General features: G+C 63.7%; 12 protein-coding genes. 7 read left to right on the top strand and 5 right to left on the bottom strand.

Going from position 1 to position 16180, the window contains the following annotated elements:
- Positions 1-80 precede the first annotated feature (80 nt).
- From E5K00_RS00190 to trpS, 5 genes are all read left to right on the top strand, one after another.
- Entirely contained in the window at positions 81-455 is a 375-nt protein-coding gene (locus tag E5K00_RS00190; protein WP_045687338.1) for an STAS domain-containing protein, read from the top strand.
- Between the two features lie 129 nt (positions 456-584).
- Positions 585-1502: a ribonuclease Z gene (locus tag E5K00_RS00185; RefSeq protein ID WP_135460585.1), complete on the top strand. Its 918-nt coding sequence runs from the start codon at positions 585-587 to the stop codon at positions 1500-1502.
- Positions 1503-1605: 103 nt separating this feature from the next.
- Positions 1606-2352: a queuosine precursor transporter gene (locus E5K00_RS00180; RefSeq protein ID WP_135460584.1), complete on the top strand. Its 747-nt coding sequence runs from the start codon at positions 1606-1608 to the stop codon at positions 2350-2352.
- Positions 2353-2540: 188 nt separating this feature from the next.
- The gene (locus tag E5K00_RS00175; protein ID WP_135460583.1) at positions 2541-3173 is read left to right on the top strand and encodes a hypothetical protein; all 633 of its coding nucleotides are present in this window, start codon (positions 2541-2543) and stop codon (positions 3171-3173) included.
- A 14-nt stretch (positions 3174-3187) separates the two neighbouring features.
- Entirely contained in the window at positions 3188-4165 is a 978-nt protein-coding gene (trpS, locus tag E5K00_RS00170; protein ID WP_135460582.1) for a tryptophan--tRNA ligase, read from the top strand.
- Between the two features lie 259 nt (positions 4166-4424).
- Here the strand turns inward: trpS and E5K00_RS00165 are convergent, their stop codons facing one another.
- On the bottom strand, positions 4425-5288 hold the full coding sequence (locus tag E5K00_RS00165) for a hypothetical protein (RefSeq protein ID WP_245328173.1): 864 nt from the start codon (positions 5286-5288) through the stop codon (positions 4425-4427).
- Between the two features lie 151 nt (positions 5289-5439).
- Entirely contained in the window at positions 5440-6621 is a 1182-nt protein-coding gene (locus E5K00_RS00160) for a CaiB/BaiF CoA transferase family protein (protein ID WP_245328172.1), read from the bottom strand.
- Between the two features lie 276 nt (positions 6622-6897).
- On the opposite strand from E5K00_RS00160, the gene E5K00_RS00155 reads away from it, so the two are divergent.
- Complete coding sequence (locus E5K00_RS00155; protein WP_394346322.1) at positions 6898-8451, top strand: DEAD/DEAH box helicase; 1554 nt, start codon at positions 6898-6900, stop codon at positions 8449-8451.
- A gap of 317 nt (positions 8452-8768) precedes the next feature.
- Here the strand turns inward: E5K00_RS00155 and E5K00_RS00150 are convergent, their stop codons facing one another.
- The 3 genes from E5K00_RS00150 to E5K00_RS00140 are packed head-to-tail and all read right to left on the bottom strand — an operon-like array spanning position 8769 to position 14379.
- Complete coding sequence (locus E5K00_RS00150) at positions 8769-10157, bottom strand: TolC family protein (protein WP_135460580.1); 1389 nt, start codon at positions 10155-10157, stop codon at positions 8769-8771.
- A 2-nt stretch (positions 10158-10159) separates the two neighbouring features.
- Positions 10160-13333, bottom strand: a complete 3174-nt coding sequence (locus E5K00_RS00145; RefSeq protein ID WP_135460579.1) for an efflux RND transporter permease subunit — start codon at positions 13331-13333, stop codon at positions 10160-10162.
- Positions 13330-14379, bottom strand: a complete 1050-nt coding sequence (locus E5K00_RS00140; RefSeq protein WP_135460578.1) for an efflux RND transporter periplasmic adaptor subunit — start codon at positions 14377-14379, stop codon at positions 13330-13332. Before E5K00_RS00140 ends, E5K00_RS00145 begins: the two co-directional genes overlap by 4 nt.
- 233 nt (positions 14380-14612) lie before the next feature.
- On the opposite strand from E5K00_RS00140, the gene E5K00_RS00135 reads away from it, so the two are divergent.
- Complete coding sequence (locus tag E5K00_RS00135; RefSeq protein WP_135460577.1) at positions 14613-15722, top strand: catalase family protein; 1110 nt, start codon at positions 14613-14615, stop codon at positions 15720-15722.
- The last annotated feature ends 458 nt before the right edge of the window (positions 15723-16180 follow it).

Genomic DNA, 16180 nt, shown 5'->3' with positions numbered 1-16180 from the left:
TTGAGTGCCCTGCGGACGCTCCGTACTGGAACATTTTTTTCTTACCTTCGCAACTCTATTAAACTCGAACCACCGACGGCATGAAGTACTCGATTGATAAAAAGGAAACTTACACGATTATCACCATTGACGAGAAGAAGCTCGACACCACTGTAGCTCCGGATCTGAAATCGGAATTCGTGAAGCTGAATGCTGAAGGCATCAATAACCTGATCCTGGATCTGGGCAACGTAAAGTACACCGACTCGTCGGGCCTCAGCTCCATCCTGATTGCCAACCGTCTGTGCAACTCGACCGGCGGCCTGCTGGTGCTCACCGGCCTGCAAGACCACGTGATGAAGCTCATTACCATCTCCAAGCTCGAGTCGGTGCTGCACATTCTGCCCACCGTGGAAGAAGGCATTGACCGGATCTTCCTGCACGCCATCGAGCGGGACCTGACCAGCAAAGAATAGTTTAACTAGAAGCTGTGAGCTGTTGGCGGTTAGCTGTTAGTTTTCTGAACTAGCGACTAACGGTCAACAGCTTTTTCTTTTTCCATCTTGTAAAGCGAACGGCCCACCGCTACTAGCTACCAGCGAATTTTGGAGTTTGAGTTGAAAATCCTGGGGAGTGCCTCGGCCACGCCCTTCCTCAATCGGCACCACACCGCGCAGGTGCTCACGGTGGGCAACCAGTCGTACCTGATTGACTGCGGCGAAGGCACCCAGCGCCGCCTGGTGGAATACAAGGTGCGGCACCAGCGCCTGCACACCATTTTTATTTCCCACCTGCACGGCGACCATTTCTTCGGGCTGTTTGGGCTCTTGAGCACCATGCACCTGCAGGGCCGCACCGAGCCGGTGCAGCTCTTCGGCCCCGCCGGCCTCGACGAGATTCTGACCACGCAGTTTCGCTATTCCCACACCCAGCTGTCGTTCGACTTGCAGTTTACCGCCGTCGACCCCGACCAGCATGCCCTGGTGTATGAAGACCGCCTGCTGACGGTGCATACGCTGCCCATGCGGCACCGCATTCCGTGCTGCGGCTACCTGTTCCGGGAAAAGCCCAAGCGCCGCCACCTCGACAAAAGCCGTCTGCCCGAAGGCCTCACGCCCGCTCAGCTCAGCGGCCTGGCCCAGGGCGAAGACCTGGTAGACGACGCCGGCACCCTGCTGCTCAGCAACACCGACGTTACCACCGCCCCCAACCACTCGCGCAGCTACGCCTTCTGCTCGGATACGCTCTACACCGAAAGCCTGGCCGAGCTGGTGCACGACGTGGACCTGCTCTACCACGAAGCCACCTTTCTGGACGACATGCGCGAGCGGGCCGCTACCACCCACCACTCCACGGCCCGGCAGGCGGGCCTGTTTGCAAGCAAGGCCCAGGCCCGCCGCCTGCTGATCGGGCACTTCTCCTCGCGCTACCGCGACCTGGAGCCGCTGCTGCGCGAAGCCCAGGCCGTGTTTGAGCCGGTGGAGCTGGCTACCGAGGGCAAAACCATCAGTATTCCGGAGTAGGGTGTTACTTTTGGTCGTCGGGCCGGATCGGGCGGTTGAGTGGCTGCGGCACGACCACCCGATCTGGCTTGGCGCTCTGGCTCCAACCTAACACTTCTGCCCTTTGAATACTTTCGCCCACAAGAAAACGCAGCTCTACCTGGTACTGAGCGGCATTTTTATTGTCAATGCCCTGCTGGCCGAAATTATCGGGGTCAAGATCTTTTCGCTGGAGCCCCTCATTGGCCGCCCCGATAACCTGACGGCGGGCGTGCTGATCTGGCCGGTGGTATTCGTCACCACGGACATCATCAACGAATACTTCGGCAAGGAAGGCGTGCTGCGGGTGAGCTACCTCACGGCCGGCCTGATTCTGTTTGCTTTCCTGGTCATTTACGCCACTACCAAGCTGCCCCCGGCGGCTTTCTGGCTCGAGGTGAACGGCCAGGACCCCCAGGGCCAGCCCATCAACATCGACTTTGCCTACCAGATGATTTTCCGGCAGGGCCTGGGCATCATTGCCGGCTCGCTCACGGCCTTTGCCATCGGGCAGGTGCTCGATGCCACCGTGTTTCAGGTGCTGCGCCGCGCCACCAAAGGCCGCTACGTGTGGCTGCGCGCCACTGGCTCGACCCTCGTCTCGCAGCTCGTCGACAGCTTCGTGGTGTTGTTCGTGGCATTTTACGTGTTCGGCAACTGGAGCTTCGACCAGGTGCTGGACGTGGCCAACACCAACTACTGGTACAAATTCGCCGCCGCCATTCTGCTCACCCCCGTGCTCTACCTGGCCCACTTCCTGATCGACCGGTACCTGGGCCCGGAAGAAACCGTGGAGCTGCAGCAGGAAGCCGCCGCCGACGTCAGCGTGTAAGGCGCTTGGCCGGCTTTTGCCTCCGGCCCGGTCCGGCGCACAGCTAAGTCCGGATTTACTGGCTTACCTTCGCGGCGGCCCGCCGTACGGGTGTGCTGCTGGCGTTGCGCTTATGCCTCGCACTGACCCAAGACGCGTCTTTCGCGGCGCGAATAGCTACTGTCTTTATTTGCTTATCCGTATTGCTGATGCGCTTTTTCCTCCTGCTTGCCCTCCTGCTTTTTTCGCACTTGGTACGGGCGCAGTTCAATTCCTTTGAGCCGGGCTCCTACGTGCTCAGTGGCGACCCAACGGTTTATACCGGGGTCAAACTCAAGCTGCGCGGCGCCACCGAGCTGGTAGCCAAAAATGCGGCGGGCCAAACGGCCCAGTTCTCGCCCTCCGATGTCTCCTCATTTCGGCTGGGCCAGCAGAAGTACGTTAGTGTCAGCAGCTTCGAATATTCACTATGGTTGGGCGGCGACTTGTCGGACAAGGCTTTTGTGCAGGTGCTCGACAGTGGCGACGTCATGCTGATGCGCTGCGAGGAATCCATGAACCGCCCGATGACGATGGGTGCCGGTAGCGGTACCGTCCGATACGGCGTCTTTCTGCTGCGCCGCGCCAATGAGCGGCCCGTCACGCATATTTCGGGCAACCGCCTGACGGGCGGCGGGTCGAAGTTTCGGGACGCCATCCTGCCCTACCTGACTCAGCGTCCCGATTTGAGGAAGCTCGTCGAAGAAAAAACTGTCACCTTAGACAACATCATCGGCATTGTTCACGCCCTGAATACCGGGCAGCCGTACGCCGTAACGGCCCCCCACGATTCCAACAACTGATTTTTCTTTCCCCAATGTCCCGCATTCTTACCGGCATTCAGAGCACCGGCCGGCCCCACCTGGGCAACCTGCTCGGCGCTATTCTGCCCGCCATCGAGCTGTCGAAATCGGCGGCCAATGAGTCGCTCTACTTCATTGCCGACCTGCACTCCCTGACCACCGTGCGCGACGCCGAGCTGCTGCGCCAGAACACCTACGCGGTGGCCGCCGCCTGGCTGGCCTGCGGCTTCGACACGGAGAAAAACCTGTTCTACCGCCAGTCGGACGTGCCGCAGGTGACGGAGCTGACCTGGTATCTGTCGTGCTTCACGCCCTACCCGATGCTGGCCAACGCCCACTCGTTCAAAGACAAGTCGGACCGGCTCTCGGACGTGAATGCGGGTTTGTTTACCTACCCCGTGCTCATGGCGGCCGACATTCTGCTCTACGACGCCGACATCGTACCGGTGGGCAAAGACCAGATTCAGCACCTGGAAATTGCCCGCGACATTGCCAGCACCTTCAACAACCGCTACGGCGAAACCTTCGTGCTGCCCCAGGCCCGCGTCGATGAGCAGCTGATGACCATTCCCGGCCTCGACGGGCAGAAGATGAGCAAGAGCTACGGCAACATCATCGACATCTTCCAGGACGACAAGGCCCTGCTCAAAACCATCCGCGGCATCATCTCGGACAGCACCCCGCTGGAGGAGCCCAAAAACCCCGATACCGACACCACGTTCAAGCTGTTCTCGTTGCTGGCTTCCCCGGCTGAGGTGGAAGAAATGCGCCAGAACTACCTGCGCGGCGGCTACGGCTACGGCCACGCCAAAACGGCCCTCTACGAGGTTATCCGCACCCATTTCGCCCAGGAGCGGGAGCAGTTCAACTTCTACATCAACAACCTGCCCGAAATAGACAAGCGCCTGGCCGAAGGCGCCCGCAAAGCCCAGGCCTACGGCAGCGAAGTCCTGAACAAAGTCCGCGAAAAAGTAGGCTACGGGAAAAGGTAATGTGCTCAGGTGCTAATGTGGGAAATGTGCTGATGTGGAGAATGTGTGAAATGAATTCCGGTGTCATTGCGCGGAAGAATGATATTTCGCGCCTCAAGCGGCGGCCATCCATCCTCTGAAACGTGCTGCGCCTGCTAATGTAAAAGATCAGGTCGTGCTGCGCAGCGGACGGGTTGCTTCAGCCTTCGGCCTCGCAATGACAGATGAATTAGCACATCAGCACATTCCCCACATTAGCACATTTCTCACATTACCCACATTAATACAGAAGTCCGTCGACGCTGTGGTGCTGCTCGCTGGAGAAGCTGAAGCCGACCTTGCTACCGCGGCTGACCTGCTGGTTTTCGACTTTCTGCTTGACGGTGATTTTCTGGATATCCTGCATGGGCGGGGCCACCAGGTCGTTGTTGACGGCCGCAATCATGGCGCTTTCCACGAACAGGCGCATCATGTCGGGCGTAACCAGATTATCGGCCATGTCGTTGTCGGGCAATTCCAGCTGCTGCACGCCTTCCAAGAAGTAGTGGTTTTCGATGTTGATCAGCAGGCGGCCCACCAGGTAGCCCGGGTCGTTCATGCGCTGGTACTTGATGCTGTCGGCCATGAAGTTGTAGGCCATGATGTGGCCGAAAAACCGCCGCCGGAAGTCTGCCTCCACGTATTTGGAGGGCATCGGGCCGTAGTCGTCGGGGAAGGTGACAATGTTGGAGTGCATCACGAAGATGAGCAGGTCGCCGCTGAACTTGATGTGAAACTCCATGTCGTTGACGGGCCGGTACTCAATCAGCACGTTCGAGTCGACGGGGGTAATCTTGCGGCTGAGCTCCACCACCAGCTCCTGCGACACGAGGCGCAGCGTATCGAAGGCGGCGCGGGTGTTGCGGAAAATGGCCTGCTTGGCAATGGACTTCTGCTGCAGGCCCTCAAAAATCTGGTCCAGGCGGTCGGCGGGGGCTTCGGTGGGCGAGCCGGGCGCGGCCGTGGGCAGGTTGTTGGTAGCCGTGGCGCCGGCGTTGGGGTTGTCGGTGGCCGGCGTGGCGTTGGGGGCCGGGGCCGCCGTTTCAGCCGAGGCTACCAGGTTCTCGACGGGAGGCGTTGCAGGGGGCGGGGTCGTGTGGGGCATGGCAAAGAAAATCGGTGAGTAAAAGCGGATTGCCTGGCCTAAGTCCGGAGCAAACCACTTGCAATAAAGCAACCCGCCACCTTGGCGTGCAAGGCGCAAACGGGTTCTTAGCCGCTTTTATCTACGCAACAACTACGTTTCATAGTTGTATCTACCGGCCTAATTCCTTGCCCGCCACGCCCCCGTCGCCCGGCTGCTCGCCCAAATGCGGCGGAGGCGACAACGTCGGCGCCAGCGGCCAGGCGCTGCTCCGGAAAGCCACCGTGCGCAGCCCCGCGAAGCCGCCGCCCGCCGCCGGCAGCAGCATCTGCCGCCCCGATTCCAGCGTCAGAGCCTCCCCCACCGTGCGCACCGCCCCGGCCGGCACGCCCAGCTGCTCCAGCTCCCGCAGCAGCGTATCGCCGTCCACTTCCCCGATGCGCTGCTGCAACAGGGTTTCCAGCGCGGCACGGTGCGCTACCCGGGCCTCGTTGGTCCCGAACCGCGCATCCGCTGCCCACTCCGGCCGCTCCAGGGCGGCACAGAGGTGCCGAAACTGCCGGTCGGCCCCGACGGCCAGCACCAGGCTGCGGCCGTTGCCGGCCCGGTACACCGTGCCGTAGGGCACAATGCTGGGGTGGCCCGAGCCCAGGGGCTTGGGGTCGTGGCTGGTCACGAGCCAGGTGGCGGCCTGGTTGGCCAACGACGCCAAGGCGCTATCCAGCAGCGACACCCGCAGCAGGCTGCCCTGGCCGGTGCAGGCCCGGTGGTAGAGAGCCGTCAGCAGGCCTTCCTTGAGCTGGTGGGCGGCCAGCAGGTCAATCAGGGCGACGGGCATTTTCTGCGGTTCCTGGCCGGGCTGGGCATTCAGGTACATAAACCCGGCTTCGGCCTGCAGCACCGCGTCGTAGCCGGCCCGGGCCGACTCGGGGCCGTAGCCGGTCAGGTGGGCGTAGATCAGCCGCGGGTTCAACGTGCGCAGCTGGTCGTAGTCGACACCGAGCTTTTCCGCGTCGCCGGGCTTGTAGCTGGCAATGACCACGTCGGCGCGGGCGGCCAGCTCCCGCACCCGGGCCAGGCCCGCGGCCGTGGTCAGGTCCGCGACGATGGACTGCTTGCCCCAGTTGGCGCAGCTGAAATAGGCCGACACGTCGGTGGCGGCCGGTTCGGCGCTGGTTTTCCAGGTGCGGGTCACGTCGCCGGCCGGGGCTTCCACCTTGAGCACCGTGGCGCCCAGCTCGGCAAAAAACTGCCCGACCTGGGGGCCGGCCAGCACGCTGGCCAGCTCCAGCACCAGCAGCTCGGCAAAGGGCAAGGGCGCGGCATCGGAATCGACAGAACTGGAAAAGGGCATCGGGTGTTGAGCGTTAAATAAAGCGGTGTACCGGTGCTGCCAGTCCTCTTGGAGGGCACGTTGGGCACCAGCCGCCAAAGGTACCGGGTTTTCGGGGCCGCACGCGGGGCCAACGCTGCCGCACTAGCCCAGCTAGGAAAACCTGTATATTTACTCCCAAATCAAGCGGTTCGCTGGCCGAAAAACAGGGTCAGCCTTTTCTCACTATACTCACGCTGAACCTTGAAGTTTACTGATTTCAATCTGCACGACGACCTGCTGGCCGGTGTAGATGCCATGAATTACCTGAACGCCACGCCCATTCAGGAGCAGGCCATTCCCAAAATTATCGAAGGCAAAGACCTGATTGCCTGCGCCCAGACCGGCACCGGCAAAACGGCCGCCTACCTGCTGCCCCTGCTCGATAAGATTTCCCACGCCAAGCACGGCAATACCTCCACCCTGATTCTGGTGCCCACGCGCGAGCTGGCCACCCAGATCGACGAGCAGGTGACGGGCTTCGGCTACTTCGTCGAGGCCAGCAGCATTGCCATCTACGGCGGCGGCAAAAGCGAGAACTGGGAGCAGCAGAAGCGCGCCCTGACCAGCGGGGCCGACATCATCATTGCCACCCCCGGCCGCCTGATTGCGCATTTGCAGATGGGCTACGTCAAGTTTGACCAGATCAAGTACCTGGTGCTCGACGAGGCCGACAAGATGATGGACATGGGCTTCTCGGACGACATTCTGAACATCGTGCGCCAGCTGCCCAAGCAGCGGCAGACGCTCTTGTTCTCGGCCACCATGCCCAACAAAATCCGGGACTTCTCGAAGCAGATTCTCAACGAGCCCGAGGAAATCCGCTTGGCCGTATCCAAGCCCGCCGCCGGCATCGACCAGCAGTTCTACATGGCCTTCGACCGCCAGAAGATCTATTTGCTCGAGCACCTGCTCAAAACCCAGGAAGTGCAGAGCATGGTGCTGTTTACGAGCCAGAAAGCGGCCGTGGCCGGCATCGTGCGGGCCATCAACAAGCTGGGCTACGTGGCCCAGGGCATCAGCTCGGACCGGACCCAGGAGGAGCGCGAGCAGATCATGCGCGAGTTCAAGAACAAGCAGTTCCCCATTCTGGTGGCCACCGACGTGCTCAGCCGCGGCATCGACATCGACTCGCTGAGCCACGTGGTCAATTATGATATTCCGCGCGCCGCCGAGGACTACGTGCACCGCATTGGTCGTACCGCTAGAGCCGCCACCAAGGGCACGGCCATCACCTTCATCAGCGACCAGGACCAGGACCGCGTGGTGAAGATTGAAAAGCTGATCGAGCGCGAAATCGAGAAGCAGAACATTACCGAGGCCCTGGGCCTGGGCGAAGCGCCCGAGTTTGACCCCAAGCGCTTTAGCGGCCTGGGCGGCAAAATAGGCGGCCGGCCCGAACGGGGCGGCCGTTCCGGCGGGGGCCGGGGCCCGCGCCCCGAGGGCGGACAGCCCCGCGGCGAAGGTGGCCGCCCACCCCGCCGCGACGCCGACCCGAAAGACCCGCGCCACAAAGAGCGGATTGCCAATGCCCAGGCGGCGCTGGCGGCCATTGATGCGGGCCAGGCCCCGGCCGTGCCGTATCAGCGCCCGCCCCGCCCCGAAGGGGAAGCCCGGCCGGCGCGCGAACCGCGCGCCCCGCGCCCCGAAGGCGAGGCCCGCCCGCCCCGGGAACCCCGCGCGGAGGGTGAAAACGGAGAAAAGCCCAAACGCCGCAAGCGGGGTGGCCGCAACCGCAGTGGCCGGGGCCCGCGCCCCGAAGGCTCTACTGAAGCCACGCCGCAGGCCTCACCCGCGCCCAGCGCGGAGTAGAGTTTGACCCAAAAGCCTTTGGGCAAGCCTTGCCCCTGCCTAAATTTTAAAAAGCCTTCCGGCCTATGGCCGGAAGGCTTTTTCGTCTGGCTGCCCCTGCCGCACAACTATTCACCACGAAGAACCGGGTTTCAACTGGGCTTAGCATGTACGTAAGCCTTATTATAAGCCGAAGCTAAAAATCAGGGGCGAAGCAGGTTTACTGCCGCAGGGAGACGTCCACTGAGGCTCTGTACGGCAAGACAAGTGGGGAAACACATTTTCTGGTTGGGCCCGGCAGAACACCACGCCGGGTTTTCAACCGCTTCCCGCGCCGCCTACTGCTGGCCGCTTACGTGCAGCAGCTCCGAGAGGGCCAGGCGGTGGTTTAGCTGCGCCGCAAGCAAGTCAGCCTGGGCTTTGGCGAGGGTGGCCTGGGTGCTGAGCACTTCCACGGGCAGCACCTTGCCGGCGGCCAGGGCATCCTGCTTGATCTTTAATTCGGCGGCGCGTAGGTCAGTGGCTTTGCGGGCGGCGGCGACCAGGGCGGCGGCCTGGCCGAGCTGACGGTAGGCTTTCTGCACCGCGCCGGCTACTTCCTCGCGGGTATACAACTCATTTTCCCGGGCCTGCCGCTGCTGCGACTTGCGCTGCTCCACCACTGCCTGCCGCTCGCCAAAGTCGTAGATGTTCCAGTTCAGCAGCCCGCCCACCAGCAGGCTGTTGCGGGGCAGAATGGGGGAGCCCTGAATACGGATGTAGTTGGCCGTGAGCGACACGTCGGGCAGGTACTGCTGGCGGGCAGCCTTCACACCCAGGGCGGCTTTTTCCCGGGTCTGGGCCGCTTGCCGGTTGGTGAGGTTGGCGGTATCGGCCCGGCTGAGGTAGGTTTGCAGGGGCTGCAGGGCTTCCTCCGGGCTGGGGGGCGGGAGCAGCTGCAGCGGCGTATCGGCCGGCAAACCCAGCAGAAGGTTGAGGTCGGCGGCGTAGTCGGCCCGCTGATTCTGCACGGCCAGCAGCTTCTGCTCCTGGTCGGCAATGTTGGCCTCGGCCCCCAGCACCTGGGCGGGCAGGGCCTTACCGGCCAGTTGGGCACTTTCCACGTCGTAGCGCTGCTTGCGGGCGGCCTGCAGACTTAGCTCGGCCTGTTGCTGCTGCTGCTGGGCAATGAGCAGGCCGTAGTACAGCTTCTCCACGCCCTGGCGCACCTGCCACTCGGCCTGGCGCACGCTGGTGCGGGCCAGGGCCACCTCCTGCCGGGCCACCTGCTCGCCGGTCCGGATTTTCAGCAGCTGCGTCAGCGGCTGGGCGGCCTGCACCGTGCCCAGCACCAGGGTGTGGCTGCCTTCGCTGATGGGAATGTCGGCGGCGGGAATGGGGCCGGTGGCCGGGTACACGCCCAGCGACCCGCGCGGCACGGTAATGTCGAGCTTATTGGTGTTGTAGCCGGCGTTGGCCAGGGCCGTGAGCTTGGGAAAGCGCTTGGCGTGCACCTCCGCCTCCTTATACTGCGCCTCCGCCACCTGCTCGCGGGCAATAGCGAGGCGGCGGTTTTGGGTGAGGGCCAGCGTGGTGGCCTCTTCCAGCGAGATGGTGCGGGCAGCAGCCGAAGTCGGGGCAGCCGGGGCAGGTTGCTGCGCCTGCGCGGGCTGGCCCAGGCAGCCGGCGGCCAGCAGCAGCGCGGCCACCCGGCGCAGTCGGGAATACAGTAGGGGAAGTCGGCGCATGGTCAGGAGGCGTGTAAGGTGGCAGGATGCGCGGGCAGGGGCGCGGTAGGCAGCGGCCCGTCGCCTTCCACCGAAACGAGCTTGTCCTGGGGCTTCACCACCCGTGAAAACAGCACCGGCGTCACGAGCAGGGCCATGAACATGGAGAAGATGAGGCCCACGGCAATGACGCTGGCCAGCGGGCTCCACATGGGTGAGCCCGACAGAATCATGGGCAGCACCCCGATGGCAGCGGCCATGGTGGTGAGGAAGATGGGCCGTAGCCGGCGCTTGCCCGCTTCCATGGCCGCCTCCGGTATACTCATGCCCTGCTTGACAATCAGCTCATTGGCAAAATCAACCAGAATAATAGAATTGCGCACCACGATGCCCGACAGGCTGATCAGCCCCAGAAAGGCCGTAAACCCGAAGGGATTGTGGGTAACCACCAGCCCCAGAATGGCCCCGAACAAGCTCAGCGGAATGCTGGCCATCACCAGCAGGGTTTCCTTGAGGTTGCGGAACTGGAAAAGCAGGATCAGGAAGATGAGCACCATGCTCACGCCCAGGGCCATCATCATCTGGGCGAAGGTGGTTTTCTGGTTTTCCACTTCGCCCCCGTACTCCACGCGGTAGCCGGGCGGCAGCCGCAGGGCGGCAATCTTGGGCTGAATTTCCTTGAGCAGCTGGGAGGGCAGCACGTCGCCGGTGGTTTCGCTCTGCACCGTGAGCGTGCGCACGCCGTTGCGGTGCATGAGGCGGCCGGTTTGCCACTGCGGCACCAGGTCGGCCACCTGCCGCAACGGCACGCGGGCCCCGGTGGCGGGCGAGGTGATGTAGGTGTTGGCCAGGTTCTGGAAGCCGGCGCGCTGGGTGGAGTCCAGCCGCAGCACCACGCTCAGGGGCGTGTCGCCCTCGTACCAGGTGGATACCGGCGCGCCGGCAAAGCCCGTTCCGATGGTTTGGGCGATGCTGCCGGTAGTGAAGCCCAGGCGGTTGGCCTCGGGCCGCAGCCGCACCGTCAGGCCGTAGTAGTCGTTTTCAAAGTCGGTGCGCACCAGGTAGCTGCCCGCACTCTGGCGGATGATGGCCTGCACCTGCTCGCCCAGCTGCTTGAGCTGGGGTAAATCGTCGCCGATCAGGCGCACTTCCACCGGGGCTTTCGTGGGCGAGCCCTGCTGCATGAGCTTCACCTGGGGGCGGCCGTTGGGCACCAGCGCGTCAATGCGCCGGCTCAGGGCCGCGGCCAGCTCGGTGGTTTCCTCCTCCGAGTGGGTATTGACCAGCAGTTGGCCGTAGTTGCTGGCCGGGGGCTCGGGGCTGAAGTTGTAGTAGAACCGGGGGGCGCTGGTGCCGGTGAAGCTGGCCACGTCGGTCACGCGCTTGTCGCGGCGCAGCTCCTGCTCCACGGCGCGCACGGCTTGGTCGGTGGTTTCCAGCCGGGTGCCCATCGGCATCCAGATTTCTACCGCAAACTGGTTGCGCTCGGCCGCCGGAAAAAACCGTTGCTTCACGGTCCGGTACAGCAGCACCCCGGCCACAATGGACAGCACCCCCACCCCAATGGTCAGGCCCGGCAGGCGCATGCACAGGGTCAGCAGCCGGTCGTAGCCGGCCTGCATCAGATCCAGCAGCGAGAACTTCTTTTTCTTAGGAGCCGGCGCTTCCCCGTCAGGCGCAGTCGCGGGTGCCGTTCCGGGTGCCACCGCGTGCAGGCCCTTCTTTATAAAGGTGTAGCACAGAATGGGCGTCAGGAGCATGGCCACCACGAACGAGCTGGCCAGGGCCACGGCAATGGTCACGGGCAGGGCCCGGATAAACTCGCCCACCGAGCCGGTGAGCAGCACCATCGGCAGAAAAGAGGCAATGATGGTGAGCGTGGCCGTGAGCACCGGAATGACCAGGTTGCTGGCGCTGCGCCAAGCTGCTTCCCAGCGGTCCATGCCCTCGTCCAGCAGTTCCACGTAGTTGTCGGCAATCACGATGGCGTCGTCCACTACCATGCCCAGTACCACGATGAGCGCCGCCAGCGACACCTGGTGCAGCTCGATGCCCATCAGGTTCATCACGGCAAACGTGACGGCCACCGTTACGGGAATGGCCATGGCCGCCACCGAGGCAATGCTGAAGGGCAGCAGCAGCATGCACACCACCACTACAGCCACAATGGCCAGGAAAAACTCCCGGATGAAGTGGCTGATGCTGTGGTCCACCAGCTCGGGCTGATCGACGATGGTGTGCACGCGCAGATCGGCGGGCAGCAGCGGCCGGCTTTCCGCCAGCTTGGCCTGAATGGCCTCGCCGAAATCCACAATGTTGTTGCCCTCGAGCATCTCCACCGACAGCAGCAGGGCCCGGCGGCCGTCCACCCGGATCAGGGCCGTGGGCTCGGCGTAGCGGCGCGTGACGGCGGCCACGTCGCCCACCCGGATAACCTGCCCCGTAGGCGCGGAACCGATAATCTGGTTGGCAATCTGCTGCTCGGAGCTGAAGTAGCCGGAGGTGTGCAGGGGCACGTCGGCGGAGCCCACTTTCACGTTGCCGGTGGCGCTGATGCTGTTCTGGGACTGTAGCACCTGCACCACTTGGGGGAGCTTGAGCCCGTACTGGGCTAGGCGCTCGGAGTTGGCCGTCAGGTAAATCTGCTCGGGCTGCTCACCGTAACGCTTAATTTTGGAAATGCCCTTCACCGTGCGCAGCTGGTCCTCCAGCCGGCGCAGGGCCGCCCGCAGGTCACCGTACGACAGCCGGTCCGATTCCACGGCGATGAGCATAGCCACCGTGTCGCCGAAGTCGGTGTTCACCACCGGCCCGCGCACGCCCGGGGGCAGGTCCACGGCCTTGGCCACGTTCAGCTCGTGGCGCAGCTTCGACCAGAACTCGTCGGGCCGGGCCACGTTCTCGTTCAGCTCCACGTTGATGATTACCTGTCCGTCGCGGGTGGTGGAGTAGGTTTTCTCCTTGCGCACCTCCGAGAAGCGGAACAGATATTCCTCCAGCTTCTGGGTTACCTGGGCCTCCACCTGCTCGGCCGTAGCGCCGGGGAAATAGGCCACCACCAACCCCACCCGGATGGTAATCTTGGGGTCCTCGCGGCGGGGCATGGTCAGCAGGGAGTATATCCCGGCCAGAAAGGCCATGAGCAGCACGGCCAGCGTCACCTGCGGGTAGCGCAGGGAGGATTTCACGAGGTTCATTGGGCCGGGGAAGTAAGGTGAATGGATGCCCCGTCGCGCAGGCGCTGCTGCCCGCCCACTACCACCAGCTGGCCCGCGCGCACGCCGGCCGTAAGCTGCACACCCTGGTCGGTTACGCCGCCCACCTGCACCCGCTGCCGGTAGGCTTGCCGGCGCTGCGCGTCCGCCACGTACACGTACGTCAGCTGATCGGCATCCCGCACAATGGCCTCCCCGGGCACCGACAGCACCTGAACTTTCTGGGTGGTGGCAATGGCCGCTTCGGCCACCATGCCCGGGCGCAGCCGCCCGCCGGGGTTGGGCAGGGTAATTTTCACCGCGTAGGTGCGGGAGGCCGGGTCGGCCACCGTACCCACCGCCTCAATGGTGCCCGTGAACGTGGAGTCCAGGGCCGGCACCGTAACGCGGGTGCGCAGGCCGGGCCGCAGCTCACTGACCTCGGCCTCGGGTACGGCGGCCCGCATCAGAATCGGCCCCTCGCTGACGATGGTAAACTGCGGGGTGCCCGGCCCCACAATTTCGCCGGGGTCGGTACCGCGCCGGGCCAGGCGGCCCGAAATGGGGGCCAGCACCTGCCCGTCGCGCACGTTTTTGGCGGCCTGCTGCTGCTGGGCGCGGGCCTGGGCCACGGCCGTGGCAGCCGCTTCCAGGTCGCTGGCCGTGAGGCTGCCGCGGTCAAACATGAGCTTGAGCCGTCCGTACTCGTCCTGGGCCCGGGCCAGCGTGGCATTGGCCGCGCCCAGCGCGTACCGGTAGCTGCCCACGTCAAGGCTGGCCAGCACCTGCCCGGCGCGCACCCGCCCGCCTTCTTCCACGCTGACCTGGCTTACCCGCCCCCCAATCAGAAATCCTACTTCCACGGTTTTATCGGCTTCGAGGGCCCCGCTCACGGCTACCGTCCGGCTCTGCGCCAGGCTCTGAACGGGTCGGGCAACAACCGGGACGGGCGGCGCGGGGGCCGGGGCTGCCGATTCGGTTTTGGAGCCGCAGCCGCTCAGGCTGAACGCCACCAGCAGCCCGGCGACAAGAAGTAGGTGTGGTTGCATGAGGCAGGGAGCTAAAGCAGGGAGAAACTGAGAGCCACGCAGCACGGCACGTCCCCCGAGGGGCGGCGTAAAACCGTTTTTATATAATTTATATACTATTCTGCATGTTTTAAAGTTGCCCGCTCAACTCTCCTTACTGTTCAGTCGTTGCACTATTCGGCTGAGACGTCGATGCACGTCCCCTCAGCCCGGCCCTACTCCGATTTTTCCTTCCCTGACTTTACCCGACGTGTATGCGTGCTGACTTCGCCTCCCTTCCCTACGTTCCCTTTTCGCCGGCCATTGAGCAGCCGCAGCCCAACGAGCAGCAGCTGATGGAAGAAACCGTGGCCGCCATGAGGCGCATGGCCCAAAGCCAGTTCGACCAGCACCGCCACGCCAACCGCGACGCCCACGCCAAGAGCCACGCCATTGTGCGGGGCGAGCTGCACATCCCGGCCGACCTGCCGCCCCACCTGGCGCAGGGTTTGTTTGCCTTGCCGGGCACCTATCCGGTTATCATCCGTCTATCCACGGCGGCGGGCCAGCTGCTGCCCGATAAGGTGAGCGGCTTCCGGGGCTTTGCCCTCAAGGTGCTCAATGTGCCGGGCCCCAAGCTGGGCCCCGAAGACCTGGATGCCCTGACCCAGGACTGGCTGCTGGTAAACCACCCGGCCATTGCAACCGGTACCGTTCAGCAGTACCACGATGCCGTGCTGAAGGCGGAGAAAACGGCCGGTCTGCCCGAGGAGGTGCGGACGGTGGCTTCCGTGGTGGGGCAGGCCGTGCACAAAGGCCTGGCGGCAGTGGGCGTGCAGAAGGATTTGCTGCCCCTGGGTCTGGACCAGCCCCAAAATCATATTCTGGGCGAGACCTTCCATTCAATGGGGACCTTCCGCTACGGCGACTACCTGGCCAAAATCAGCGTGGCCCCGCTCTCGGAGAATGTGCGCGCCCTCACCGGACAGGTGCAGTCCATCGAGGCCGATTCGGCTTGGCGGGATATTCTGGGCGCGTTTTTCCGGGAGCAGGGGGCCGAATACGAGCTGCGCGCCCAGCTCTGCACCAACCTCGACACCATGCCCGTGGAGGACGGCTCGGTGGAGTGGCCCGCGGCCGACAGCCCGTTCCAGCCCATCGGCCGCCTGGTTATTACTGCGCAGGAAAGCTACAGCCCGGCCCGCCGCGTGTTCGGCGACGACGTACTTTCATTCAGTCCGTTCCACTGCCTGCCGGCCCACCAGCCCCTGGGCAGCATCAACCGGGTGCGCCGGCTGGCGTATCCCTCCTCCTCCCGGTTCCGCCACGAGCAGAACGCGCAGCCCCGCCGCGAACCGCGCGACATCAGCGAGCTGCCCGACTAAGCCGCGCTGGCACCCGTCAAGAGCCGCTTTACCACGCGCCCGCAGCACAGCACTCCCGTAACCCAGGCAATGGATGCGGCCATCAGGCAACTGTGCCCTGGCGTCATCGGCCAGGGCTGCGGATAACCTCAGCTGCGCGCCTGGCTACGTCAGACAGCAGCGGGCGGCCAGCCTGTCGACCCGGCTTTTGTCGTTGCTGTGTGCAGCCCAGAGTCGCCCTTACCTTCCCCAGCTGCTCACGCGGGTGGGCCACAAAGCCGTATGTCGAAATTCTCCTATTCCTGAGCTGCTTTTTCTGGGCACCTGGTAGCTGAGCCAGGCCATGCTCGGCCGAGGCTAAGCAGCTGGTTCACCTTTCCCGGGCTCCGAAACCAAGGTTGACAATCAGCTTTGTGCATGCCTATGCTCTTCGGAAAATTTAGGCAAGGACCAGAGGCAAGCAAGGTCTTTTCCGGGCA

This window comes from Hymenobacter aquaticus (assembly GCF_004765605.1).
GTDB lineage: Bacteria > Bacteroidota > Bacteroidia > Cytophagales > Hymenobacteraceae > Hymenobacter > Hymenobacter aquaticus.
The sequence above is the reverse complement of the archived record's forward strand: the minus strand, read 5'-3'. Positions and strand labels throughout refer to the sequence as shown.